The sequence below is a fragment of the Roseibium sp. R5 genome, from assembly GCF_055755305.1.
This window is the reverse complement of sequence record NZ_CM146910.1, coordinates 5176369-5201440: the sequence shown is the minus strand read 5'-3', so window position 1 is coordinate 5201440 and position 25072 is coordinate 5176369. Positions and strand designations below refer to the sequence as shown.

General features: G+C 56.6%; 22 protein-coding genes. 13 read left to right on the top strand and 9 right to left on the bottom strand.

Translation table 11 applies throughout. The annotated features are described in order from the left end of the window. Window positions 1–2 precede the first annotated feature (2 nt). Window positions 3–1490: an aldehyde dehydrogenase family protein gene (locus AC0J4F_RS24300; RefSeq protein WP_473025028.1), complete on the bottom strand. Its 1488-nt coding sequence runs from the start codon at window positions 1488–1490 to the stop codon at window positions 3–5. Beyond that, complete coding sequence (locus AC0J4F_RS24295) at window positions 1487–3103, bottom strand: GMC family oxidoreductase (protein WP_473026466.1); 1617 nt, start codon at window positions 3101–3103, stop codon at window positions 1487–1489. Before AC0J4F_RS24295 ends, AC0J4F_RS24300 begins: the two co-directional genes overlap by 4 nt. 170 nt (window positions 3104–3273) lie before the next feature. On the opposite strand from AC0J4F_RS24295, the gene AC0J4F_RS24290 reads away from it, so the two are divergent. Further along, on the top strand, window positions 3274–4158 hold the full coding sequence (locus AC0J4F_RS24290; protein ID WP_473025027.1) for a LysR substrate-binding domain-containing protein: 885 nt from the start codon (window positions 3274–3276) through the stop codon (window positions 4156–4158). 11 nt (window positions 4159–4169) lie between these two features. Here AC0J4F_RS24290 and AC0J4F_RS24285 read toward each other — a convergent pair whose 3' ends face one another. Continuing rightward, window positions 4170–6260, bottom strand: a complete 2091-nt coding sequence (locus AC0J4F_RS24285) for a fatty acid cis/trans isomerase (RefSeq protein ID WP_473025026.1) — start codon at window positions 6258–6260, stop codon at window positions 4170–4172. A gap of 291 nt (window positions 6261–6551) precedes the next feature. After that, window positions 6552–6785 carry a hypothetical protein gene (locus AC0J4F_RS24280; protein WP_473025025.1) on the bottom strand — a complete coding sequence of 78 codons (234 nt, stop codon included), beginning with the start codon at window positions 6783–6785 and terminating at the stop codon, window positions 6552–6554. Between the two features lie 191 nt (window positions 6786–6976). Between AC0J4F_RS24280 and AC0J4F_RS24275 the strand changes: the two genes are divergently transcribed. From AC0J4F_RS24275 to AC0J4F_RS24255, 5 genes are all read left to right on the top strand, one after another. Next, window positions 6977–8302, top strand: coding sequence for an NAD(P)/FAD-dependent oxidoreductase (locus AC0J4F_RS24275; RefSeq protein ID WP_473025024.1), 1326 nt, complete (start codon window positions 6977–6979; stop codon window positions 8300–8302). Window position 8303: 1 nt separating this feature from the next. Then, window positions 8304–9626, top strand: a complete 1323-nt coding sequence (locus AC0J4F_RS24270; protein ID WP_133948099.1) for an NAD(P)/FAD-dependent oxidoreductase — start codon at window positions 8304–8306, stop codon at window positions 9624–9626. Window positions 9627–9664: 38 nt separating this feature from the next. Further along, window positions 9665–10165 (top strand): ClbS/DfsB family four-helix bundle protein, encoded by a 501-nt coding sequence (locus AC0J4F_RS24265; protein ID WP_473025023.1) that lies wholly within the window; start codon window positions 9665–9667, stop codon window positions 10163–10165. Window positions 10166–10228: 63 nt separating this feature from the next. Then, window positions 10229–11251 (top strand): VOC family protein, encoded by a 1023-nt coding sequence (locus tag AC0J4F_RS24260; protein ID WP_473025022.1) that lies wholly within the window; start codon window positions 10229–10231, stop codon window positions 11249–11251. A 141-nt stretch (window positions 11252–11392) separates the two neighbouring features. Continuing rightward, window positions 11393–12286: a DMT family transporter gene (locus AC0J4F_RS24255; protein WP_209002290.1), complete on the top strand. Its 894-nt coding sequence runs from the start codon at window positions 11393–11395 to the stop codon at window positions 12284–12286. Window positions 12287–12290: 4 nt separating this feature from the next. Here the strand turns inward: AC0J4F_RS24255 and AC0J4F_RS24250 are convergent, their stop codons facing one another. Further along, complete coding sequence (locus tag AC0J4F_RS24250; protein ID WP_133948093.1) at window positions 12291–13286, bottom strand: J domain-containing protein; 996 nt, start codon at window positions 13284–13286, stop codon at window positions 12291–12293. A gap of 185 nt (window positions 13287–13471) precedes the next feature. Further along, complete coding sequence (locus tag AC0J4F_RS24245) at window positions 13472–13954, bottom strand: RT0821/Lpp0805 family surface protein (protein WP_473025021.1); 483 nt, start codon at window positions 13952–13954, stop codon at window positions 13472–13474. 83 nt (window positions 13955–14037) lie between these two features. Between AC0J4F_RS24245 and pdxH the strand changes: the two genes are divergently transcribed. Continuing rightward, window positions 14038–14673, top strand: coding sequence for a pyridoxamine 5'-phosphate oxidase (pdxH, locus tag AC0J4F_RS24240; RefSeq protein WP_473025020.1), 636 nt, complete (start codon window positions 14038–14040; stop codon window positions 14671–14673). Between the two features lie 274 nt (window positions 14674–14947). On the opposite strand, the gene AC0J4F_RS24235 is transcribed toward pdxH, so the two are convergent. After that, window positions 14948–15922, bottom strand: a complete 975-nt coding sequence (locus tag AC0J4F_RS24235; RefSeq protein ID WP_473025019.1) for a CorA family divalent cation transporter — start codon at window positions 15920–15922, stop codon at window positions 14948–14950. A 248-nt stretch (window positions 15923–16170) separates the two neighbouring features. Continuing rightward, window positions 16171–16314, bottom strand: a complete 144-nt coding sequence (locus AC0J4F_RS24230; protein WP_166672677.1) for a hypothetical protein — start codon at window positions 16312–16314, stop codon at window positions 16171–16173. 377 nt (window positions 16315–16691) lie between these two features. Here AC0J4F_RS24230 and AC0J4F_RS24225 point away from each other — a divergent pair, with 377 nt between their 5' ends. Beyond that, complete coding sequence (locus tag AC0J4F_RS24225; RefSeq protein ID WP_133948087.1) at window positions 16692–17678, top strand: DUF1499 domain-containing protein; 987 nt, start codon at window positions 16692–16694, stop codon at window positions 17676–17678. Between the two features lie 10 nt (window positions 17679–17688). On the opposite strand, the gene AC0J4F_RS24220 is transcribed toward AC0J4F_RS24225, so the two are convergent. Further along, window positions 17689–18591: an MBL fold metallo-hydrolase gene (locus AC0J4F_RS24220; RefSeq protein ID WP_133948085.1), complete on the bottom strand. Its 903-nt coding sequence runs from the start codon at window positions 18589–18591 to the stop codon at window positions 17689–17691. Window positions 18592–18703: 112 nt separating this feature from the next. Here AC0J4F_RS24220 and AC0J4F_RS24215 point away from each other — a divergent pair, with 112 nt between their 5' ends. The 5 genes from AC0J4F_RS24215 to pstA all read left to right on the top strand — a co-directional run bounded on the left by AC0J4F_RS24215 (window position 18704) and on the right by pstA (window position 25053). Next, on the top strand, window positions 18704–19225 hold the full coding sequence (locus AC0J4F_RS24215; RefSeq protein ID WP_133948084.1) for an SRPBCC family protein: 522 nt from the start codon (window positions 18704–18706) through the stop codon (window positions 19223–19225). Window positions 19226–19386: 161 nt separating this feature from the next. Then, window positions 19387–20703 (top strand): ATP-binding protein, encoded by a 1317-nt coding sequence (locus tag AC0J4F_RS24210; protein ID WP_473025018.1) that lies wholly within the window; start codon window positions 19387–19389, stop codon window positions 20701–20703. Between the two features lie 401 nt (window positions 20704–21104). Further along, on the top strand, window positions 21105–22142 hold the full coding sequence (locus tag AC0J4F_RS24205) for a substrate-binding domain-containing protein (protein ID WP_473025017.1): 1038 nt from the start codon (window positions 21105–21107) through the stop codon (window positions 22140–22142). 89 nt (window positions 22143–22231) lie between these two features. After that, window positions 22232–23704 (top strand): phosphate ABC transporter permease subunit PstC, encoded by a 1473-nt coding sequence (gene pstC / locus AC0J4F_RS24200; RefSeq protein ID WP_133948078.1) that lies wholly within the window; start codon window positions 22232–22234, stop codon window positions 23702–23704. Continuing rightward, the gene (gene pstA, locus AC0J4F_RS24195; protein WP_133948077.1) at window positions 23704–25053 is read left to right on the top strand and encodes a phosphate ABC transporter permease PstA; all 1350 of its coding nucleotides are present in this window, start codon (window positions 23704–23706) and stop codon (window positions 25051–25053) included. Before pstC ends, pstA begins: the two co-directional genes overlap by 1 nt. Window positions 25054–25072 lie beyond the last annotated feature (19 nt).

Below are 25072 nucleotides of genomic sequence, written 5' to 3'. Positions count from 1 at the left end.
TATTAGCTGGCGTTGCTGATCGTGATGGCTTTGACCTTGGTGTAGGCATCAAGGCCTTCCCAGCCCTTTTCGCGGCCATAGCCGGATTTCTTATTGCCACCAAAGGGCAGTTCCAGACCGCCCGCCCAATAATCGTTGACCGAAACCTGACCGCTGTCGAGCGCATGGGCAACCCGCATCGCGCGTCCAGTGTCGCGCGTGTAGACACTTGCCATCAGGCCGAACTCCGTGCCGTTCGCCAACTCTATGGCTTCGTCTTCGGTTTCGAAATTCTGCACTGACAGGACGGGGCCGAAGATTTCGTCCTGAACGGCCGGGTCGTTGGCCCGCAAATCCGCGATAATGGTGGGTTGGAAAAACCAGCCCTTACCGGTTTCCGGATCGGTGGTGACATCGCCGCCGGTCAGGATGTTGGCGCCGCGCGCCTTGGCTGCATCGACATGGGCCTTGATCCGGCCAAGGTGCAGATCAGAGTTGATCGCCCCCATATCCGGGTTCTTCAGACCATGGCCCACTTTCAGGTTGATCGCGCGTTCCGTCAGGATAGCGAGGACTTCATTCCGCAAGGATTTGTGCAGGATAAGCCGTGAACCCGCGGAACAGATTTGGCCGGAGTTGGAGAAGATCGCCCAATAGGCGCCATCTGCGACCTTTTCCGGGTCCGCATCTTCAAAGGCCACCAACGGGGACTTACCGCCAAGTTCCAGCGTAAGCCGGGTGACGTTCGGGGCTGCCGTCTGGGCGACATTCACGCCGGTGGTGACGGAGCCCGTGAAGGTCAGCTGCTTGATCCGGGGATCCCGGGCAAGTTTGGCGCCAACATCGCTCCCAAGGCCGGTCACCACGTTGACCAGTCCGTCCGGCACATCAGCTTCGCTGAGGAGCTCAGCCATCACAAGTGCGGTGAACGGTGTCGTCTCTGCGGGCTTGGCAACAACAGAGCAGCCCGCGGCGAGGGCAGGGGCAACGCCACGCGCAAATGTGGACGTTGGATAGTTCCAGGGAATGATGTGGCCGGTGACACCCACCGGCTCGCGAACCGTAAAGGCGGTCAAGTCCGGGCCAAGGTTCACCGACCGGCCGTCCAGCTTGTCGGCAGCACCGGCGTAATATTCAAAGAGCCGCGCAGAACTTTGAACATCGCCTTGGGCCTCTGCCAGCGTCTTTCCGCTGTCGAGGACTTCAAGGACCGCGAGGCGATCTGCGTTTTCGCGAAAGACACGGGCGACGTTGTTCAGAATGCGGCAGCGTTCGGACGGCAGCGCACGGGCCCAGCTTTTGGCGGCTTTCTCGGCGGCCTCGATTGCCGTGTCCATATCGGCCTCGGTGCCGAGCGAAAACTCGGCAAAGGCCTCTGCACGGGCTGGATCGAAACTTTCCATCTTCCGGTCAGAGGCGGAAGTGAACCGCCCGCCTATGAAATGGCCATCTGGGAGGCCATTAATGTGTCCGGTGGAAAGGTAGTTGGCGGCAAGGTCTTGAACAGTCATGCGGAGGCTCTTTTGTGATCTTCCAGAATTATGTCAGCGCCCTTCAGGGCAAGCATCATTGTGGGGGCGTTGGTGTTGCCGGAGGTAATGTTCGGGAACGCCGACGCGTCTACCACACGGAGGCGCTCTATACAGTGAACTTTCAAACGGTTGTCGACAACCGACGTTTGGGCACTCGCACCCATCCGGCACGTTGAAACAGGATGATAGACCGTCCCGGCACGGGACCGGAAATCGTCCAGGAGGCCTTGATCGTCCAGCTTCAAAAGGTCTGGTCCGGTAGGCCGGGCGACGATCGCCTGTAAGGCCTTGCTCGCCATGATCTTCTGACAAAGCCTGCCGCCGGAGATAACCGTGTTCCGATCCTCGTCCGTTGACAGGGAGTTCGGCTGAATAGATGGCGCCACAGAACAGTCTGCGCTCTTGATATCGATCCGGCCCCGGCTGGTCGGACGCGCCGGCTGGGCGCAGATGATGAAGCCGTTGAAGGGATCAAGGGTAAAGCGGGAGGAACCGCCGGAGGATTTCATTTGATAACTGATCGGATTGAAATAGATTTGCTGATCCGGCTGGGTGAGCTCCTTGCGCGAGCGTAGGAAGCCACCGCACTGATTGACCGACAGGGCCAAGGGGCCTTTGCGCGACAGGGCATATTGGAACGCTGCGCGCATTTGCCCGATAAGTGGCCGCAGAACCGCATTCAGCGTTGGTTCATGGGCCTGAAAGGTGTAGTTCGCGGCCAGGTGATCTTGCAGGTTTCCGCCCACATTGTCGTTGGCTTGGACGACCGGAAGGCCGAGCGATTGCAGAAGCTGCCCCGGTCCAACACCAGAGAGCTGAAGCAGTTGAGGTGAGGCGATCGCACCGGCAGACAAAATAACTTCCCGGCGGGCGGTCAAAACTTCGCCGGATACCAATTGAACGCCGGTTGCGCGCTTTCCCTCAAAGAGGATGCGCTTTGCCTGCGCGGCCGTGCGCACTGTCAGATTTGGGCGTTTGAGGGCGGGGTGCAAAAAGGCGCGAGACGAAGAGCACCGAAGTCCGGCTTTCGTGTTGATGTGGTAGATCCCGGCCCCTTCGGGCTGATCGCCGTTGAAGTCTTCCGACAAAGGCAAGCCGGTTTCCGTGATCGCAGCAAAGAAATGACGGTTCAGCGTGTGGATCTCGCGGGAGATGTCCTGAACGTTGATCGGGCCGCTGCCCCGCTTACTCCCATCCGCACCGGTCTTTGTTTCCAGGCGCTCGAAGGTTTCACGCACCGCGGACCATGACCACCCATTTGCGCCTGAGCTTTCCCAGTCGTCGTAGTCTTGCGGCAAGCCTCGGCAATACACCATGGCATTGATAGACCCGGAACCGCCGAGCATTTTGCCGCGTGGCCAATAGAGCGACCGGCCATTCAGTCCGCTGTCAGCTTCGGTCATGAATTGCCAGGTGCGTTTTGGATCTGCGTAGAGTTTGCCGTAGCCAAGTGGCAGTGAAACCCACGGTGAATCGTCGGCTCCTCCCGCTTCCAAAAGCAGCACCGTCGTGCCGGGGTCCGCACTCAAACGTTCGGCCAGAATGCAGCCCGCCGAACCGGCGCCCACAATGATGTAATCGGCAGTTTGCAAAGTCGGATCTGCTCCGGTCATTTGATCGCTCCAGTAACTGTCGATGAGTTTGCAAAAAGCCTGAAGCGAAAAATCATTTGGTGTAACATTGAAAAAATTTGAAAGAGGCAACGGGCGCACAATGAGAAATGGAGCGATCTTCGACACAATCCAGCGGCTGAGAACCTTGGATGGCCTATAACCTTCCGCCCTTGCCGTGGTTGAGAGCGTTCGAAGCAGCGGCCCGGCTCGGAAATTTCACGCGTGCTGCCGAAGAACTCCTGATTACGCCGGCCGCTGTCAGCTATCAGGTGCGCCAGCTGGAGCAGCAACTCGGATATCCATTGTTTGATCGCCTGCACCGGGAGTTGAAACTAACCCGGCTCGGGCAGACCTATCTGCCGTCGGTGGAAAAGGCGTTTTCCGATCTCTCAATTGCAACGGTCTCTGTCTTTGGCGGGCGCGAGCGCAAGCCGGTCCGGTTCCGCTGCCTGTCCAGTTTCGGGCACCTCTGGATGATCCCCCGGCTTGCGGTTTTTCAGTCGGAGAATCCCGGTATTGATGTGCAAATGATCTCCGCCGCCTGGGCTGAGACCCTCAATCCGGATCTTTTTGAGATCGATGTGCGGTTTGGCGATGGAACCTGGAGTGACGGCGCTGTTGAGTTCCTGGTCAACGATCCCGTAATCGCCGTTTGCCATCCTGATCTTGCGTTGGACAGCACGAAGAGCGACGTGGAACAGCTCAGTCAGGCTGTCCGGCTCGACATCATGGGCGTTCTGGATACATGGGAGAGCTTTTTCCGTCTTTATGGCTTAGCAGTTCCGGGGCGGTCAGGGCTGCAGGTAGACCAAACTCTGTCTGCCCTCGAGCTGGCGGCCCTTGGTCATGGCCATGCACTCGTTTTGGAAACGCTCGCCAAACCCTATCTGGAAAGCGGTCGGCTCATTCGCTCTACGGACAAGGTCATCACAAGCCGGCACAGTTATTATCTGGTGACGTCCGGACCGCGCCAAGCCTTGAGCCCTGAGGCTCAGGCCTTTTGCGACTGGCTGATCCGGGAAATGCGGGCTTAGAGCCCGGGGCTCTAGTCAAAATTGAAGGTGAAACCGAAGAGGCGCTCGATCGGATCTGTCACTTTCGGGTCGGTATAGCGATTGAGATCGAGAAGACCGGCTTCAACAGCATCTTGAGCGTCCAAGGCAGCTTGAACCTGATCAAAAACCATCCAGAACTCTGCATGTGTCCGGCGAATGCCGAAGGTCTCTACTACTCCCTGAAAATCTGTCTGACTGCGAACCGCGCTCAATGCCGCGACAAACTCGGGCAGCGCAGCCTCTTTCACTTGGAAGATAAAATTCGGGTAGCTGCTGAATTGGCCCGGAACAATCGTCAACGCGTCATCTTCCGGCTTGCGGCGCAAATCCTCGTTGAAGACGAAGGCAACGTTGCTGTGTGCCATGTCGTGCACCAGCGTGTAGATCTCGTCGTTCTCCGCGCGCTCCACAACAAGCACGGCGATATCGGGCATGAACTTGGCAAAAGGCGCGGGTTTTACCGTCAGCGGACGCAACTGGCCGGCTGGTGTCTCAGGCGAAGCACAAGCGTCCCCGGCGCAACGGTTGATCGGGTCGACTTTCGGCCAAAGGCCCGGCTCAATCTGAAGGAGTTCGTTCAGAAATTCGGCCTTTGGTGTTTGGGTCTGAAAAGTTATGCCGGTTGGTGTTTTTGTATCGAGAGGCGCTTCTTTCCATCGGTCGACCAGGGAAACGAGGGTCCCCTGGTACCAGGAGTTGTGGAGCGGATCCCGGCTTTTGGGAGGCAGAAAGGACAGGAACATCCGTTCGCCTTCCCGGCGGAGACTGTCCATGTAAAGCCGGGTCGTCAGTTGGTGTTCTACATTTCCGAAGACGTCGAACCCGGCGACAAGATTGTAGTAGATCCGTTCGAACAGAGGGAAATCGATCACCCAGGCTGTTTCAGGTATGGAGCCGGCGAAGCCCCGGACCACAGACGCGGATGAGAAGTTCCGGTAAACGGTCAGCCGGGCATCAAGGTTGCTGCGATCCCCGTCCCAAATGTCCTGATAACTAAAGCCGCCGGTTGTCCGAGCGGCATGCCTGTAGCGGGCCTGCCGAAACTCCTGATACTTGATGGGGCCAAGTGTCAGAAAATTACGCATCCGCCCCGAAATCGAGCTGTCTGAGACGGCGACCGGCAGTTCAAGTATGGGTGTTGCTTGTGGAAGATAATCAGGGTCGGTCACAGAAAGGTCGGCATCAGGGTCGAGGAACGACACCCAGAAGCGGTCCTCGATCACATTCACCGCGACCTGGCCATAACACACCGGTCCACGGATGAACGAGCGAACAAAATAAAGAGCATTGTCGAGCAGGAATTGATAGCGGCTGCGGGCCGGGATTGCCGCGAAGGTCGAGAGCGGATTGCCGCCGGCGGCCGTGGAATAGGTCGGAAGCGCATCTAACGACCAGTCTGTGTTCAGGAACAATTCGGTGTAGCGGGCAAGCCGCTTCTGTCCGATTTCATAGACGATGTGCTGCTTGTGCAGGATCGTCTCGTTTAATGGGATCAGACGGTAGAAGAAACGGCTGCCCGGATCATCAAAGGGGCGGCGTGACGCAATTTCATCGGCCGGTTCACCCGGTGCAGTTCTGGACCGGATCAAACGGAAAAAGCGGTCCGGCTGATCGCCTTCAAGGTGCAGATGCGCCAGAAACAGATGTTCGTAAATGTAGCGGGCAACGAGTTTCGATTTCAGCGCCGTTTGATTGAAGAACCCTTCGATTTCAGCCACCTGTGCCGAGACATCTGGTGGGAGATAAACCGGCTCCACGGCACCGGGCGCCCCGGCCTTGGCCCAGGCCAGTAAAATCCGGTAGTCGCTTTCTGGAAGCGGAGCCATCCCGTAAGGCATACCGCCAAACTGATGATCTTTCAGATAGTCTGCCGTTTCATTTGGCGCAGGGCACGACGTGTCCCGGTTCAATCCGAGCTCAACTTCGTCTGGCAATGCCGCGCCCAGTTTAAACGGATTGTCGCGCCCGGCCTGCAGCAATTGTACCAGCGTCGAAGGTTGTTCTGATGTTCCCGTGACCGGAAAGAATCCCTTTTGCCGCCATTCTGGAACAGTCTTCGCATCGATCCTCAACCTAGTCATTGGCGCATCATCAAGGCGGGAAGACTTGTAGACCTTTTGTTTGCTCGCTCCTCTGGCCCATCCATCGGGGGAAGACAGTTTCAGTTGGCAGGGGGCATCATAGCAGCCGTGACACACCACGCAGCGGTTGTTTAAAACATCCTGAACCTGCGTTTGAGGGGAGTGTTGCGCCTGCGCAGGACTGACAATCAGGAGGCCAAGCCCCACCGACGCCAGAGCGGGTTTGACCCTGCTGAAGGTTGTGCCTTTAAGGAGTGCCAAATAGGGGCTCAACACGTGTGGCATCTCCCGTCATACCTGATCTTCAGGCGGTTTCGTTGTCGAGCCTTTGTAGGCGATGAGATACCCGTAGAACGCATAAGCCGTAATTGCCCCTACGATGATCGCCCAGGTTTGGTTGTCATCATAATATTCCACGCCCGTCCAGGCTGCACAAAAGCCGACGATCAGGATCCGCCTCCAGAGAGGATCCAGCCAGGGATGTTCAAATCCACCAAACACAAATTTGCCTTTCTTCTTCGCCATCAGTGGCGATGACTGGCTTCGGGGCTTCCTTAAGGTAAGGTGTCAAGATGTTGCGCAACAAAGTGAAATTCCAACAGCCTTCGCCTTTTTGCCTTGCAACATTGGTCACAAGAGAACAGGGTAATCAAGCTGGCCGATACTGAAAAGGCCATCTGCATCATGACACCATTCATGTTTACCGGCACCGCGACATGCTGAATTCGCTCGATCTTCTGACCGCCAATGACACACCGGGCCAACACCCGCCCTCCTACTATGCTGCAACAGCACGGTGGCAGACGACCTATGCACCGTTAGATGGGCCACGGGCTGCCGATGTGGTGATTGTCGGTGCCGGTTATACTGGGCTTTCCGCGGCACTTCATCTCGCCGAGCGCGGCTTGGACGTTGTTCTTCTTGAAGCCAACCGCGTCGGTTGGGGCGCGTCCGGACGCAACGGAGGACAAGTCGGATCCGGTCAGCGTGTCGAACAGGATGTCCTGGAAACCCGCCACGGCAAGTCTCATGCAAAACTTCTTTGGGATCTGGCGCAGAACTCCAAGGCGCTTGTCAAAGACCTGATCGCGAAACACGAGATTGCCTGTGACTACACGCCTGGAATTCTCCACGCTGATCATCGCAAGTCCTACGTGGAAGACAGCCGCGACCACGTCGAACATCTCCGGCTGACTTATGGCTACGAGCAAATCAGGTTTGTCGATGGTGATGAGATCGGCGACATGGTCGGCAGTCCGAAGTATTTCGGCGGATCGCTGGACATGGGCGCCGGACACCTCCATCCGCTGAACTACGCGCTGGGTCTGGCTCGTGCTGCAGATAAGGCGGGCGCAAAGATCTTTGAAGAAACCAAGGTGACCGGCATAGAAGAGCATGCTTCCGGCGGTGTGCAGGTCACAGCGGACACCGGCACTGTGAAGGCCCGCCACCTTATCCTTGCCTGCAATGGCTATCTCGGCAAACTCAACCGGGAAACGGCAGCCCATGTCATGCCGATCAACAACTTCATCGTTGCGACGAAGCCGTTTTCCGAAGACGAGGCGCGCGCCCTGATCCGCGACAATGTCGCGGTCGCCGACAGCAAGTTCGTGATCAACTACTTCCGTCTGTCTGCAGACCGGCGTTTGTTGTTCGGCGGCGGCGAGAACTATGGCTATCGCTTCCCGGAGGACATCAAGTCGTTTGTCCGCCGGCCCATGACTGAGATCTATCCGCAGCTGGCGGACGTCGAAATTGACTATGGCTGGGGTGGAACTCTCGCTATTACGCCGAAGCGGATGCCCTATTTCGCTCGCGTCAAACCCAACATCCTGACCGCGACGGGCTATTCCGGACATGGCGTTGCAATGGCAACGCTTGGAGGGCAGCTTCTGGCCGAAGCCATCGCTGGGACTGCGGGGCGGTTTGATGTCTTTGAACGGCTTGATATTCCGGCGTTCCCGGGGGGTGACAAGTTGCGTTTTCCGCTGCTCGTCCTAGCTATGACATGGTTCTCACTGAGGGATCGGCTCGGCATCTAAAATGCTTCAGAAGACACAAGATCAGCGGCGACTGGCGGGAAGCTATTGGGAGGCGAGCAGGCCCGCAGTGCGCACAGACCGTCAGCTGATGGGCAATGCGTTGTTTGATGTTGCGGTGATCGGTGCCGGATTTGCCGGGTTGAGCGCTGCGATGAAGCTTGCAGCAGCTGGTGTTTCAGTCTGCGTTCTGGAAGCAGAGCATGTCGGCTACGGAGCCTCAGGCCGGAACGGCGGATTTTGTTGTTTGGGTGGGACAAAACTGAGTGTTCACCAGCTTGTCCGGCGTTTCGGTTTGGAAGAAGCGCGCAAGTTTCTTGCCTATCAAGTCGCCGGCATCAACCAGGTCGCTCAGCGGCTGGAGACTTGGGGGATTGACGCCGACTGCCATTCCAAAGGCGAAATTACACTGGCACACCGGCCAAAAGACCTTGACGGTTTGAGGGCTGAAGCGGCTTACCTGAAGGAGAATTTCGGGATCAAGTCCCGGGTGCTGGACAAAGCAGCGCTGAACGAAGAAGGCTACGGCGGTCCCGGCTTTCACGGCGGTCTCCACATCCCCTACGGGTTTGCGCTCAATCCGATGGCTTATCTCTTTAGCCTTGCCGATCAAGTGCGCCGAAAAGGCGGTCGGATCTATGGTAAGTCGCCGGTGAATGGCATGAGCCGCGATGGGGACCGGTGGCGGCTTGATACCGAACATGGGTTTGTTCGCGCAAAAGGGGTCGTGCTTGCCGGCAACGGTTATGCGAAAGAAACCGTGCCCAAATGGCTTCACGGCCGAACGCTCCCTGTCATGTCGTCGATCCATGTCACGCGCCCCATGTCCGAGGATGAGTTGTCCGCTCAAGGCTGGACGTCGGAGACGATGGCGTCTGACTCCCGTATTTTGCTGCATTACTTCCGGCTGATGCCTGATCGCAGGTTCCTGTTTGGAACACGCGGCGGAATATTCGAGACCGAGCCGTCCCTCAAAGCCATGCACAAGCGCGCAAGGCAGGATTTCGATCAGATGTTTCCCGCCTGGAAGACTGTTGAGAGTGAATATCAGTGGTACGGCCGCGTATGCCTGTCCCGCAACCTGACCCCGTTTGTCGGTGTAATTCCCGGGATGGACGGTGTTTATGCGGCAATGGGCTGGCATGGAAGCGGAATTGCCATGGCCTCCTTGTCCGGAGAAAAAGCCGCTGGTCTGATATTGGGCACCGTGCGCCCAGAAGACCTGCCTGCCGCTCTGCAACAGCCGTTCAAACGTTTCCCGCTGCCTTCGTTGCGCAAGCTCTATCTGCAAGGAGCCTACTGGTGGTACGGATATCAGGATCGGTAAGGTTTTGAGGGAATCCAGTTTGGTATCGCAGGTCAAAGATGGCGGCAGGTTCAAAATCAGAGCTTCTTGAGATCACCGAAAAGGAATGGAGCAAACTCAAGGATGTGCTTGATGCCTTTCCGGCTATGCAGCGCCTGGAAAAGGATGAAGACGGCATCAGCCCCAAGGATATCGTGGGACACCGTGCGCACTGGATCGAGTTGTTCTTGAAATGGTACCGGGATGGTCAATCGGGCGTCCCGGTCCACATCCCCGCTGAAGGCTACAAATGGTCGGAAACGCCGCGCTACAATGCCGATTTGAGAGCGCGTCAATCCGGCTTTTCTTGGATCTCTGTCCGCACACTGCTTGAGACCAACCATTTTGAATTGCTGGCCCTTATCGAAAATCTGACTGACAAAGAGCTCTATGGCGCGCCGATGAAGGGAAGCCGGAGCAAATGGCCCGCTGGTCGTTTTGCAGAAGCTGCCGGTGCAAGCCACTACCGGTCGGCTGTCAAATACCTCCGGAAACGGATGCGCGCAGCCAAAGCCGGATAAATACTGCCATTGCATCCAGCGATATCAACGCCCATCTCGGACTAAGTGAGAGTTGGAGGATTGATGGCGGTCGGAGACTTTGTTTGGTGTGACCTGTCCACTTTGCGCCCTGAGACAACCAGGCCTTTTTATCGAGACCTTTTTGGTTGGGACTATTCGGTCAACCAGCTGCCAGATGGTTTCGACTATGCCATAGCTGAAAGCAGGGCTGGTGAAGCTGCTGGCATTTTCGAAATGCCCAGAAAATTCCAGGAGATGAAGCTCCCGAGCTTCTGGATGGGATACATCGAAGTTGAGGATGCTGATGCGGCGGTGGCCTCAGCGCGAGAAAATGGCGGCAAGGTCGAGCTGGGCCCGGTGCCATTTCAGGACGGTGCCCGCATCGCGTTGATCCGGGATCCGCTCGGCGCTGGCTTTACCGTTATTGAGAACAGCGGCCTGCCAGAGCGTTCGGATAATGCCCTTGAAGGTGCAATGATTTGGAATGCGCTTTATGTTTCAGACGCTGCCCGGGTTATCAGCTTCTACGAGCACTTGTTTGGCTGGCGTTTCAAGCCGTCATCGGGAGCTGGAGAAACCTACAGCCATTATCAGATCCTGAATTCCAATGGCCGTCATGTCGCAGATCTCGTGCAAGCCCCGGAAGCGATCCGCGGCTCTTTCGAGTTCTGGGGCATACATTTTTCTGTTGCCGACCGAGATCGCGCCAAAGCGACCGTCGAGGCCAAGGGCGGAGCGGTTCTTTACGAGGACGATGATGCGGTCCTAGTTCAGGACCCGGATGGCGCGGCGTTCTTCGTGGCTGTGCCCAAAGCTGGTGCAAACAGTGAGGACGACTCGGCGTCCAAGTCTCTTTTCCGTTATTGGAAGCCTGCGGCCGCGCTCGCCGTGTTGTGGGGGGCATTTTTGCTGGACCAGTCCTGGGTCTGGGGGCTGATATTCCTTGCCTGGGCCATTCCGGCACTTCGCACCGGAGAAACGCATCTCATCGAACCGGTTCGCCAACGCGAAACACCCGTTCTGTTTTGGTCGATTACACTTACCTGGATCATTTTGAGCGCCGCAGTGCTGATATACGACTTCTAACTCGATATTGGCTCCCACCTAATTGACGCTGCGCCCAACGCCAATGGTGCCTTTCGCATCTGCGCGTTCGATCACAGTGACTGCTTGCTATTTTTTTAATAGCGACTTATTGCTATGAAAAGAATAGCATGAGGTCTTGTGATGATAGCGTTGCTTCCGGCAGTCGCCGCTTTGTCGGCGTCATTTGGTTGGGCATCTGGAATTGTCCTGGCCCAGTGGCCTGCCCGTCAGCTGGGTACTTTTGAGTTTACGAGAATTCAGCTGATTGCGTGCGCGGCCTTGATGTCTTTGGTGTCATCAGTGCTGGGCCTGTGGCCGGCCCCTGCCACCATCGACATCCCGGCGTACACTTTGAGCGTGGTCGGTGGTGTCTTGCTCGGCAACCTTGCCATGATCGAGTGTCTCCGACGGGGAGGCCTGCGTCTGACGGAACTGCTTTTGTGCTTGAAGGCGCCTCTCGTTGCGTTGATCGCCTACATTTGGCTCGGCGAAACGCTTTCTCTTGCGGACATCACAGGTGCAGGCGTGGTTATCACGGGCATTGTTCTGGCGATCCAGGCCAATCACGCGGATGAGGGGCCGAAAACCGGTGCTCGCAAAATCCTGGGGCCAGTGGTTCTATTGGGGATTGCAGCCGCCGCTCTTCAGGGAGGTGGGTTTCTTGCCGTTAAGCCGATGCTTGAGCAAGGTGCGGAGCCCATTGCCGTGGCGGCCATTCGCCTTACAGGGGCAGCCGGTCTTGTTATTTTGATTAGCCTGTGGCCAGCGGCGAGCTTCAAGCCAAAATCCGAGCCTAACGCTTATCTTGTTGTGCGCACGATTTTGCCAGGCGTCATTGGCTACGGATTTTCTTCGTCTCTGTTGCTTTATGCCTTTGCGCACATGGAGGCGGGGATCGCGGCGGTGCTGGGATCCCTATCCCCGCTGTTTGTGCTGCCGATCCTGTGGCTGAAAACAAAAATGCGCCCGGACCCCAGGGCCATTGCGGGCGCATTCCTTGCGGTGACAGGCACCGCCATCATTGTTCTAGGTTAAAGTCCTAGTCGAATTCGGGACCGCGAACCCGGTACGGGGTGATTTCCCGCCATGCCTTCATCAAAGTGTCCAGCTCATCATCCCCGTGCGGCGGCAGCATAATCTGGATCTTGACCAGGAGGTCGCCATGACCGCCGTTTTTGGTCGGCAAGCCTTTGCCCTTCAAACGCATGGTCTTGCCGCTGGAGGTATTCTCCGGAATGGTCAGATTGACAGCGCCGGTCAGGGTCGGTGTCCGGATCTTAGCGCCGAGGATCGCCTCATAGAGTGTGATCGGCAAATCCAGATGAAGATCGGAGCCTTTGACGTCAAACAGCTTGTGCGTCTTGAAGCGGACCTCAATCAGGGCATCGCCTGCAGGACCACCTTGGTCGCCCGGATGACCCTGACCTTTCAATCGGATCTTTTCGCCCTCAACCACGCCTTTGGGAAGTGTGACATTGACGGTTTTACCGCTCGGGAGCGTAACCTGAGCCTTGCCGGAGTTGAGAATATCCTCCAGCGACACAGCGGCTATCAGATCTGCATTCGCGCCTTTAGAGGGGGAGGACCGGCGCGCCTTGGCGCCGCCCGCACCTGAAAACCCGCTGGCACCTGGGCCCGCACTTCCGCGCGCTCCACCACGGCTGCCGAAACCACCCAAAATGTCATTCAGGATGTCATCGAACCCGCCACCGCCCGCAGCTCCGCCGGAGGAGCGGAACCCTCGGGAGCCACCGGCTGCACCAAAGTCTTCAAATCCGGAAAATCCGTCAAAACCACGCGACTGGAATTTCTGTTTGCCCTCGGCATCAATTTCGCCGCGATCAAACTGGGCCCGCTTGTCCTTGTCGCCGATGATTTCATAGGCCTGGTTTACTTCGGAAAAGCGCTGCTGTGCCCCCGGATCGTCCTTGTTCTGATCCGGGTGGTATTTTTTGGCCAATTGCCGAAAGGCCTTTTTGATGTCGCCCTCGCTGGCGGATTTCGCCACCCCGAGAACGCTGTAGGGATCCCGCATTCGTCTCACCAGTGTTCACAAGATTGCCGGTCTGGACCGCTTGTGCCGGTCTTGATGCCTGTCACAAGGCACTGCCCGCATATCGTTGTCCGACCATCGTTACCTTAGATATCGTAACGGATAGGAAAAAATTCCAGAGCGCCGACGGTGGACCCTCGGTTCTTTTACAGCGAATTTTCCGTTGTTCAAGCGTCAGCGACTGTGAGCGCTGTGACGGCAAACTTCTGCGTAATGTCCCGGCAAGCTGTGCCGGAGTAAAGTTTGATACCGCTGATCGTGTTGGCGGTGGTTTTGAAACCAAGGCACCCGGTCTGCGTAAATGCAGTCGAATTGATTTCGGAAATTGTTCCAGAATTCCCGCTGATGCCGTTCAGCCACGGCAGTTTCAAGTCTTCCAGGCCCGCCCCGCTCGCCAGATCCTGGTCAAGGGTGTCAAAGTTCTTCGCAATGGATTGCCGGTCCTCAACGCTGAGATCTGTGTAGGCTTCATCTGCCGCTGAGGGAATGGACCCGGTCAGAATGATCGGTGTTTTCAAGTCATCGGTGCCGACCTGCATGCCAACCTGGCTGCATCCCGATGTGGTCAATCCCATGACAAGTGCGCACACCACCGCGTATTGGCTTTTCAGGGGGTGGATCTTGCTGGGTCTGGCAGTATATGAACGCATACGGCGCATCACTTGATAGCCTTTCTCAAGGGCGGCATCTTCTTGCCGTTCCTCCGGCCATCGAATCCTTCGACAGGGTACCAATGACAGACCTCAAGAATCCCCATGAAGAGTTAACAAAAGGTGACTTTGTTGAGGCAGAGAAACCATTTGAGCTGTTTGATGAATGGCTTGAGAAAGCCAAAACGACCGAACCGAATGATCCGAATGCTTTGGCGCTGTCGACGGTTGATCCGGACGGATTACCAAATGTACGCATGGTTCTCCTGAAGGGTTTTGATGAAACCGGGTTTGTTTTTTACACAAACCTGGAAAGCGCCAAGGGCCGTGAGCTGTTGTCGGCTGGTAAGGCGGCCATGTGCTTCCATTGGAAGTCGCTGCGGCGGCAAATCCGGATTCGCGGCGAGATTGTTCAGGTTCCGGCGGAAGAGGCAGATGAGTACTACCAGTCCCGTCCGCGCGGCAGCCGTATCGGTGCCTGGGCCTCCCACCAATCCCGTCCGCTGGAAAGCCGCTTTGCGCTGGAAAAAGAAGTTGCCAAATACACGGCGAAGTTCGGTATTGGCGAAATTCCACGCCCAGAACATTGGTCTGGTCTGCGCTTGATCCCAAGTGAGATTGAGTTTTGGGCGGACCGGCCCTTTAGGCTTCATGACCGTGTAAAGTTCACGAGGTCCAGCCCGTCCGAGCCATGGAACAAAGAGCGCCTTTATCCTTAGGCCGTGTGGACGAATTGGAGACGTATTTCGTGAGACAAGTGCCAAGATATGGCGGCGACGGTCCGGTAGAGCGTATCGATATACGGTCAAGGGATCGGCGGTGCCAGATCGCTGGCACCTGTCTCACCCTTTGGGCCGTGTTTGCATTGCTCAATTCCAGCGCAAATCCGTCTTGATGATGCGCTAGCATCACCTTCACCGGATTTCCTTGATCTTGAACGATGCAAATCCCGGCGAAATACATCTCCAATTCGTCCATACGTCCTAAACCCGCTCAGAGCAGCCGGAGCCAGCGGAAAAGGAAGAAGGTCACTCCGACGGAGATCACCATCAAACCAATGGCAAAAAGGAACCCCATTTGCCATTGGAGCTCCGGCATATTGACGAAATTCATGCCGTAGATCGACGCAATCAGCGTCGGAGGCAAGAAAATCAGCCCCAAAACGGTAAAGATTTTCGCGATCTGGTTTTGCTCCATGGAGACCAGGCCAACGGTTGCATCCAAAAGAAACGTGAGTTTGTTGTCGAGCGCATCGCCGTGTTCCTTGATGGAATGGATGTCCCGCCCATACATCTTGCAATCGGTCAGTTGGTCGTCGCTGAGATTGAAGCGCTTTGCATGGGTGGTCATGTAAAGCACCATCCTTGCCAGCCCAGCGCACACATCGTGCATCTTGGCAACTCTCAAGCCAATCCGTCCGAGTTCCCTGATCGCGTCCTTATAGCTGGCGGTTTTCCGTGTGTTAAGGCCGTCGCCGAAGACTTTCAGCGCAAGGTCGTCATAACAAGCAGACGCGGTTTCCATTTCGTCGGCGCACCGGTCGACGATGATGTCCAACAGCGCGAACATGATCGCAGGTCCAAGATGCGCGATCGTCGCGTCCGATTGTACCTTTCGGGCCAAAAGTGTCAGGGATTTCGGCTCGCCGTATCGAACGGTCACCAGGCGTTTTGCATTCAGAACAAAGGTCACGGAAGACCGGACCGGATCCAGAGTATGGGACACGGCAGGCATTTGTGCCGTCATCACGACCGCGCCAGGTTCTAGATAGAATCGTTCGGACGTTTCGATTGAGGTGATTTCGTCCGGGTTCGGGATCTCGGCCCCCATCAACCGCTCTGCCTTGGTCCGCTCTTCTTGCGTTGGACTGATGAGATCAATCCACACGGAGGTTGATGGCAGGGCTACGTCATCGGCCAGCTCGATACGTTCCAGGCCATTCACTGACGGGCAATAGGCAATGATCATTCAGACAAGCTCCACCCAGATTGCAATGCAATCGACACTCAGGAGCTTGCCCAAAATTACTGGGCGCACGCAACCACTTTTGCGGCTATTTCAATAACATACCCTGACCAACAAACACTGTTGACAGATCATCCAAACGCTCACGGTTTGCACGCGCTGTTGCTGCGCATGCAAAAGGGTTTGGCGGTATGTCGTTTGTTTTGAAACCAGAAGGCGATGCCTGATCGCCTCGGATTACGCCTGACGGATTATTTTCCGGAGGTCTTTTTTGAGAACGGACGCGAGCACAATGCTGCAGCGTTCAAGGCTGCAATGCCAACTGGCTTGTAGAGGCTTTCAAGTTTTGCTCCAGCCTGTGCAGTTTGTGCAGGGCGGGCAGTTTGATCAGACATTGTTCCGTTCCGTCTTTCTGTCTCAGTTTTTAATCGATGCGGCCTAAGAGTGTTTCGGTCCGCAATCGGTGATGTGGTGCCGGAATAAGGCGCTTAGATGACATTTTGTCCATTTTTCGCTTTTTCTTACCCGGATAAACGTAGGATGCCCCGACGTTCCGTGTTCGGCTACTCAAAAAGGATGTCAGGTTGTTACCAACTTGGGTCAAACGTGAACAATTCCGGTAAGGCTTTCTTAACGAACCGGGTGAGCGCATTGGTTGCGAAGTACTTCAGGCCGGAGATCGATGTATTGCCGGGGACATCAGGCACATGCCCGCTATGCCGGCACGGTCAGGAATGCTAGACAGACGATTGGAAACTGAACGCAAGGTCAGATGAAGCAATACCCGGCTCACAGATCAAAAGCTGCACCAGCCAGCCGCACTCTCGGGGCGCTTGCGTTCGCGCTGGCTTTGGTCACCTTGGTGACGCAGCGTTTTGACCTTCTGACACCCGATACATTCGTTTTGTCCCTCTCTGTGGCAGCCGGTTTGGCCGTCGCGGCCATGCTGTGTGGGCTGATCGCCTTTGTCCGGATCTGGAGCCGTGGCGGCGGCGGTATCGGATCTTCCATACTTGGTGTCATGTTGGGTGCCGTCGCGCTGTGCGCGCCTGCAGCCGTTCTGGGACTTCTCATCGTGGATCCGGAGCTCACGGATGTGACCACGGACCCGGACGAACCACCGCTGCTGGTGGAGGTTCTGCCGCAGTCGGACCAGGCTGTATTGGTTTGGATGGCGTCGCATGTCCGGAACACGGCCTGGACCCAGTACCAGGAGGTCATGCGCACTGAGAGGTTAGCTGCGGAGCTTCAATTGGAGCTCTACCCGGACATTGTTCCACGGCGCTACCGGATAACTCCGGGCGAATTGCACGCGGCTGCAAAGAAGGCGGTTGATGAGCTGAACTGGCGGGTTGTTGACGAACTTCCGCCCGACCTTTTGGATGCGCCCACCGCATTATGGGCCGAGGAAACCACTCAGCTGTTGGGCCTTAAGCATGATATTGCCCTGAGGGTCCGCCCGGATCCGGTCGGTGCGCTCCTTGATGTTCGTTCCAGATCTCAGTCGCCTTTGCGTGAGTTTTCAGGCAATGCGGATGTCATTCGAGGTCTCATGGCTGAAGTCGACCGGGTCCTTCTTGAAACCTACGGCGATCTGGAGCGTCTGGCGGTTGAAGAGGCCGACCTTCAGGAGGACGCCCCTCTGGAAGTTTTTGAACGCGATCGGGAAACAATCCCGCTGCCGAGTTTCAAGCCCTACTTTGAAGATGATGAAGGGCTCTCTGCCGACGCCTTTGAGCTGGATGATCTCGAAGGATGATATCTATCGGTTACACCGTTAGCCGGAACGTCGCGTCCAGAGCCAGACTTGGGTCTGCAATTGTCCGACCGCGTTCGGTCAAATCTTCCAAATGTGCAAACACTGACAGCCCTGCCGCACCATGTAGTTTGGGATCCACATCGGCGTAAAGCTTGGCAACGATCTCCGGAATGCCGCGTGGTTGCGCACCGAGTTCATTCAGGATTGAAGCCTCGCGGGACAATCTGTGCTGTTTCAGCTGCTCAACATAGAGGGGCGCACTAGAAACAAGACCGCCATGCCCTGGCAGATAGGTTGTCTCGGAGCGCGCAAGCAGCTTGTCGATGGAAGCCATGTAGTCGCGCATAGACCCGTCGGGGGCAGCGACAATGGACGTAGACCAAGCCATGACATGGTCTCCACTGATCAGCACGTCTTCGCCGGAGAGTGCAAAACACATGTGATTGGCGGTATGACCTGGTGTGGCGATGGCTTCAAACTTGATGCCTGCTGCTTCAAATACATCGCCATCCTGATACTCCTGATCCGGCGCGTAGTCCTTGTCGCCGCTGGCATCCAGTGGATTGACTTCACCTTCCATGAGGGGACGGGCCGCATGGTGCGGCGCGCATCCGATGATCTTTGCGCCTGAGCGTTCTTGAAGCATCCGTGCCGCGGGCGAGTGGTCCACATGTGTGTGCGTGACCAGGATAGCCTCGATCTGTGCGCCGTGCGTGAGCGACAGCAGCGTGTTTACATGTTCTTCGTCCGCCGGGCCCGGATCCACAACAACCAGTTGCTTATGGCCCAGAATGTAGCTGTTCGTGCCATGAAAAGTGAACGGGCCCGGGTTTCTTGCTGTCACGCGGCAAAGGCCGGGCAGGAGCTCCACGCGTTCCCCATAGCGCGGATCGAAGGATCGGTCATGTTTCATGCTAAGATGGTTCCTGAAGGATGGGACCGGACGTCACGCAATTGACGTTTGAATCGGATAACGGCCATATGATGAAGCATCGAGCCCAAAACATGGGATCTTGTCAAACCCGATGAAACAAGATGTCGAAAACAACGCTGCCATGACGAGCCAAGTGGCATCGGAATTTGAATGCCGGTTTGAGAGCGTAATACCGCTTGCGCGACTTGATGCGTTCAAGCTGGTTGTCGACCATCCGGAGCTTTGGTGGTGCCCGCCCATGAGTGAGGCCCCCAGCGGTGACCTTGATGTCCGCATAGAGCCCTTTGCTGGCGGCGCCTGTTACCAAATCGACGACAAGGGGCAGCGGCGCATCTGGGGTACCGTTCTTTCTATAGAAGAACCGCTCTACATTCGGATTTCTTGGCAGGTGGCGCAGGATGGAAGTCTGATCGCGGATCCGGCTGCAGCTAGCCGGGTCATGCTCAATTTTCGCGAGGCCGGAGAGGTGACGCGGGTCGAGGTCGTACACAACAAGTTTCTGCGGCATGGCGAGGCGGGCGGCGAATATATGCAGCTCATGATGCAATCGAATGGCTGGCCACGAATTTTGAAGAACATTGGTGCGGCGGCAAAAACGCTGAAGCGGAAATGATGCGCCTGCGTCAGGAAGCCGCCATTCTGTCGTTTAGCTGACATGCATTCTGTGCTAGGCGGAGTGCAAATTTCCTGCCTTCACACCCTAACCTGCAAGGTGAGGTGTCGAAATAACCATAACCGGCGGACACCCAGAGTTCGTTTCAAACCCGCAAGCCCATGACCGTGTCTCAACCGCCTTTTGAAGACAGCCCTCAGATTTCGCCTGTGGAAACACCGAGGCGCCGCTTGAGGGATGCGCGGTGGGCGCTCTTGGCCAGCGCGGTCATTCTGACTGGTCTGGTGGTTGTGTATGAAATCCCGGTTTGGGTGGGGTTCCTCTGTTTTGCGGCCACTTTGGCAGCCACGCTCTCAATTCCCCGCAACTCCGCCAGCCGACGGCTGAAGATCAATGCGCAGCGCAGAATGCGGCGCATGTGGCCTGGAACGGACATGAAGGTCACGGTCGATGCTTTGCCAACACCGTGCTTCGTTGCAGATGCGCGTGGCATCACTCGGTATGTAAACGCACGGGCGATGGAGATTTACCCCGGCGCGAAACCGGGAGATCCGTTGTCGTTCTCCTTGCGGGCTCCATCGCTTTTGGAAGCGTTTGATCGCGCCTGTTCAAACGGCACTGCAGAGCGCATCAATTGGATCGAGAAGGTTCCAACAGAAACCTGGCTTGAGGCCTATATTGCGCCCATTCACGAGCTGGGTCCTCAAGAAGGACAGGCGAGTAGCCGGAAGCCCGCTTTTGTTCTTGTCGTGGTCCAGGATCAGACGGAAAACCGGCGCCTTGAACGTATGCGGACCGATTTCGTGGCCAATGCCAGCCATGAACTGCGCACGCCACTCGCGTCACTGACCGGTTTTGTCGAGACCTTGCAAGGGCCAGCTCGCGACGACGCTGAGGCACGTGACCGGTTCTTGTCGATCATGCTGGATCAGGCCGGGCGGATGCGCCGGTTGATCGACGACATCTTGTCATTGTCGCGCATCGAACTGCGTGCCCATGTTCGCCCGCAAACTTCAGTCGATCTTTGCGAAATCGTCCGGCACACAAATGACGCTCTTGGGCCGTTGGCGCGCGACATGAACATGACGATCCGGCTGGATCTCCCCGAGAAGCCAGTGATGATTTCGGGTGACCGGGACGAACTGATCCAGGTAACAGAAAACCTGGTCGAGAATGCGCTCAAATACGGCAGCACCGGCGAAGTCGTCGATGTCAGCTTGACCTCTAAACAGATGGGCGAGGGCGAGATCGCGTGGGAACTTGCCGTGCGTGACTACGGAGAAGGGATTGCTCCGGAACACCTGCCGCGCCTTACAGAACGGTTCTACCGTGTTGATGTTGATTCCAGCCGGGCCATGAAAGGCACCGGACTAGGTCTTGCGATCGTCAAGCACATCCTGACCCGTCATCGCGCCCGGCTCGATGTGGAGAGTGCACCGGGTAAGGGCGCCACGTTCAAGGTGATCATTTCCGGCTAATGTCTGTTTCCAGGCCGAGCAACCGCGACTTATCCGGTTGCTGGATCGAAAGTCTTCATTGTCAGAATGACTTATGGGGCGAGTTCGCTGGCTAATCACGCGAACCGTGCTGGAACGTGTTCTACTACCTAAAGAAGCGGGTTCGAGGTGAGGAGACCTGAGAGCTTCTCCACTGCGTGTCAGTCACGCCATGGATTATGTGTTAATCGGAAGCGCTGGATGACACAAAGAAATGTAGAATTGTAGAATTAATCAATGAATACAGATACTTACAATGTCATAAAACTGAAAAAAATCTGTCATAGAACTCTCATCCATCGGGCCTAGGTTCCGGGCAGCGCTTGGACGAAATCGCGTCCAGCGTGGATTTGCAAACCTTGACATTCAAAGGGAGTGGTCAAGTGAAATTTACGACCCTCGTTAGCGCAACTGCTCTTGCTGTTGCTTCCACTGCATTCGTTGGCGCCGCTCAGGCTCGCGACCAGGTTCAGGTTGCCGGTTCTTCAACCGTTCTTCCTTACGCTTCTATCGTCGCTGAAGTTTTCGGTGAAAACACCGACTTCCCGACACCGGTTGTTGAGTCCGGCGGTTCTTCTGCTGGCCTGAAGCGCTTCTGTGAAGGTGTTGGCGAAAACACCATCGACGTTGCAAACGCTTCCCGCGCAATTCGCGAAAAAGAGATCAAGGCTTGCGCAGAGAATGGCGTAACCGACATCATGGAAGTTCGCATCGGTTATGACGGGATCGTTTTCGCGTCCCAAAAAGACGGCCCGGCTTTCACCGCTTTCACACCGGTTCAGTGGCATAACGCCCTGGCTCCGAAGGTTCTGGTTGATGGCGCTATCGTCGACAATCCGTACACAAAGTGGTCCGAAGTAGACGCTTCCCTGCCGGACGTTGAAATCGCTGCTTTCATCCCGGGCACCAAGCACGGCACTCGTGAAGTCTTCGAAGAGAAAGTTCTCCTCGTTGGTTGTGAAGAGTCCGGCGCCATGAAGGCGATGATGGATGGCGGCATGTCCGAAGACGACGCTGAAGACGCATGTCTTGCAGTTCGTACAGACGGCAAGTCCGTGGACATCGACGGCGACTACACCGAGACCCTGGCTCGCATCGATTCCAACCCGAACGGCGTTGGCGTTTTCGGTCTGGCGTTCTACGAGAACAACACCGACAAGCTGAAAGTTGCGACCATGTCTGACATCGCACCTTCCACTGAGACCATCTCCACTGGTGAGTATCCGGTTTCCCGCCCGCTGTTCTTCTACGTCAAGAAAGCACACATCGGCGTTATCCCGGGTCTGAAAGAGTACGCTCAGTTCTTCACAGCTGACGAAATCGCTGGCCCGCAAGGCCCGCTGGCTCAGTACGGCCTGGTTTCCGATCCGGAGCTGGCTGCTACTCAGGCTTCCATCGAAGCTGAAGAAACCATGAAGTAATCGAGCCTTCAGGTTCGAATATGAGGGGCGGCATATTCCGCCGCCCCTTTCTCCTTTTTGGAAATTTCATATAAAATCCGGGGAAGCAGATGCCTGTGGTCTGGCTCATCTTGATCGTACTCGCCATTGCGGTGGTGGGCTACGTACTCGGACGTGGTCGAGCTTTAGCGAGCGCAGGAGGCGAGCAAATAAAGCTACATTCGCTTCCTTCGTATTACGGCTCAAACGTCGCAATGAAGGTGGTGGTTCCTGCCTTCCTCATTCTGGTCCTATGGCTGCTGGCGCAGCCTTTGATCGTTAACAACAGTGTTTCAGGTTTGATCCCGGACAGCGAGATCGCGGAAGGGTCGTCGCGTGGGCTTGTGCTTGCCGAAGTCCGCCGTGCTGCGCGCGGTTTGGACAACGCCGTTGCTCAAGGGCTGATTTCGGAAGACTTCGCGCGCAATGCCCGTGCCGACTTCAACGATGTCACGGCACGGCTGAAAGAGGCGGGGCAGGTCGTCACGTCTCAGATCACGCAGCCAATCCTCCGGGCAGCCCAAGAGTACCGGGTCCTGAACGCCACTGGCAATTTCATGATGTCGATTGTCGTCATCCTTGCGGCTTTGGCCGGGGCGGCATGGGGACTTTATGAATCCCGGGCAGACTTCCGAGCCAGGAACACGGTTGAGCGGGGCATCAAGGCGCTTTTGATATCAGCCGCATCGATCGCGATCCTGACGACTGCCGGGATCGTCTTTTCGCTGGTGTTCAACACGGTTGAGTTCTTCCGGCTCTACCCTGCATTCGACTTCTTCTTCGGCCTGACGTGGTCACCAACCTTCTCCGGCCGCGGCGGCAATTCACAACTCGGGATCATCCCGCTCTTGTGGGGCACGTTCTACATCTCGTTCGTCGCCCTAGCCGTGGCTGTCCCGATCGGGCTGTTTGCTGCGGTATACCTCTCAGAGTACGCCGGACCGAAGGTGCGCGCCGTCGCCAAGCCGCTTCTTGAGATCCTCGCCGGCATTCCGACGATCGTTTACGGTCTCTTTGCGCTGCTGACAGTCGGCCCGCTTCTTGTCTCGGTCTTTGGGCCGGACGGGGCCGGGATTATGCAGTCCGGTACGGCAGTGATGACCGCCGGCCTCGTGATGGGCATCATGCTGATCCCGTTTGTGAGTTCGCTCTCTGACGATATCATCAACGCGGTTCCGCAAGCCATGCGTGACGGCTCTTATGGCTTGGGTGCGACCAAGTCCGAAACCGTCAAGCAGGTTATTCTGCCGGCCGCCCTTCCGGGTATCGTTGGTGCGATCCTGCTGGCAGCCTCCCGGGCCATCGGTGAAACGATGATCGTGGTACTCGGTGCGGGTGCCGCAGCGCGCCTCAGCTTGAACCCCTTCGACGCAATGACAACAGTGACAGCGAAGATCGTCAGCCAACTGACGGGCGATGCAGACTTTGCATCTCCGGTGGCGCTGGTCGCCTTTGCGCTGGGCATGACGCTCTTTGTAGTGACGCTCGGTTTGAACATTGTCGCGCTCTACATCGTGCGCAAATACCGGGAGCAGTATGACTGATGACCGACGCAACTCTTTCTCCAGAAGGTGCAAAAGCGCCTGAAAAAACGTCGGCACAGCCGCGATCACTGTATGCGACGGACGAGCTGACGAAGAAACGCAATGCGTCCGAGAAACGCTTTCAGGCTTACGGCATTGCCGCTATCGGAGCCGGTCTGTTTTTCTTGGTTGTCCTGGCCTACTCAATCATTAGCGAAGGCATTCCAGCCTTTACGCGGACGGTTCTGACCGTTGAGTTTACGGTCACCCAGGAACAGTTCGACGATGCTGAAAGCCAGCTCTTCAAGACACGGGCTTACGAGGCTGTGTTCACTGAAGCGATGAGCGCGCAGTTTGAGCAAAAGAACATTCAGGTGCCGTTCGATATTGCCGCGATTGAGCGGATTGTCGGCAAGCCAGGAAGCACCATTCGCGAGTTCTACCGGGCAAACCCGGACCAGCTTGGTCAGCCGGTTGCCTTCGAACTGGCGGCTTCCTCCCGTGTTGACGGTTACATGAATGGCCGCCTGACCCGGGACAATATCACGGACAGCCGGTTCCTCCAGAAATCCGATCTTGATCTGGTCGATGTGCTGGTCGAGAGCGGGATTATCCAGACGGTCTTCAACTGGCCGTTCATCACCGGGGCAGACTCTGGAGTGGACAATCCGGGCGGTGCCGGCATCGGAGCCTCTGTGGTCGGATCGTTCTTCATGATGCTGGTGGTGTTGTTCCTGTCCCTGCCGATTGGAGTAGCCGCATCCATCTATCTTGAAGAGTTCGCACCGCAGAACAAGTTAACTGACTTGATCGAGGTGAACATTTCAAACCTTGCGGCCGTTCCGTCCATCGTGTTCGGTATTCTTGGTCTTGCGGTGTTCATCCAGTTCATGCACTTGCCGCAATCGGCGCCGATCGTTGGCGGTCTTGTTCTGACACTGATGACGCTGCCCACGATCATCATCTCCACACGCGCCTCGCTGAAGGCCGTGCCGCCAAGCATCCGCGATGCAGCCCTGGGCGTTGGAGCCTCAAAAATGCAGGCCGTGTTCCATCATGTTTTGCCGCTGGCGATGCCGGGCATCTTGACCGGAACGATCATCGGTCTGGCTCAGGCTCTTGGGGAAACAGCACCGCTGCTTCTCATCGGGATGGTCGGCTTTGTGGCCCGCGGATATCCGGACGGTTTCGTTTCCGGATTTATGGACCCGAACTCCGCGATGCCGGCACAGATCTACACCTGGGCGGCCCGTTCCGACTTCGCGTTCTACGAGAAAGCCTGGGGCGGTATCATCGTCCTCCTGATCTTCCTTCTGTCTATGAACATCCTCGCGATTATCCTGCGCCGCAGGTTCGAGCGTCGCTGGTAAGGAGGCGTACCCATGAATG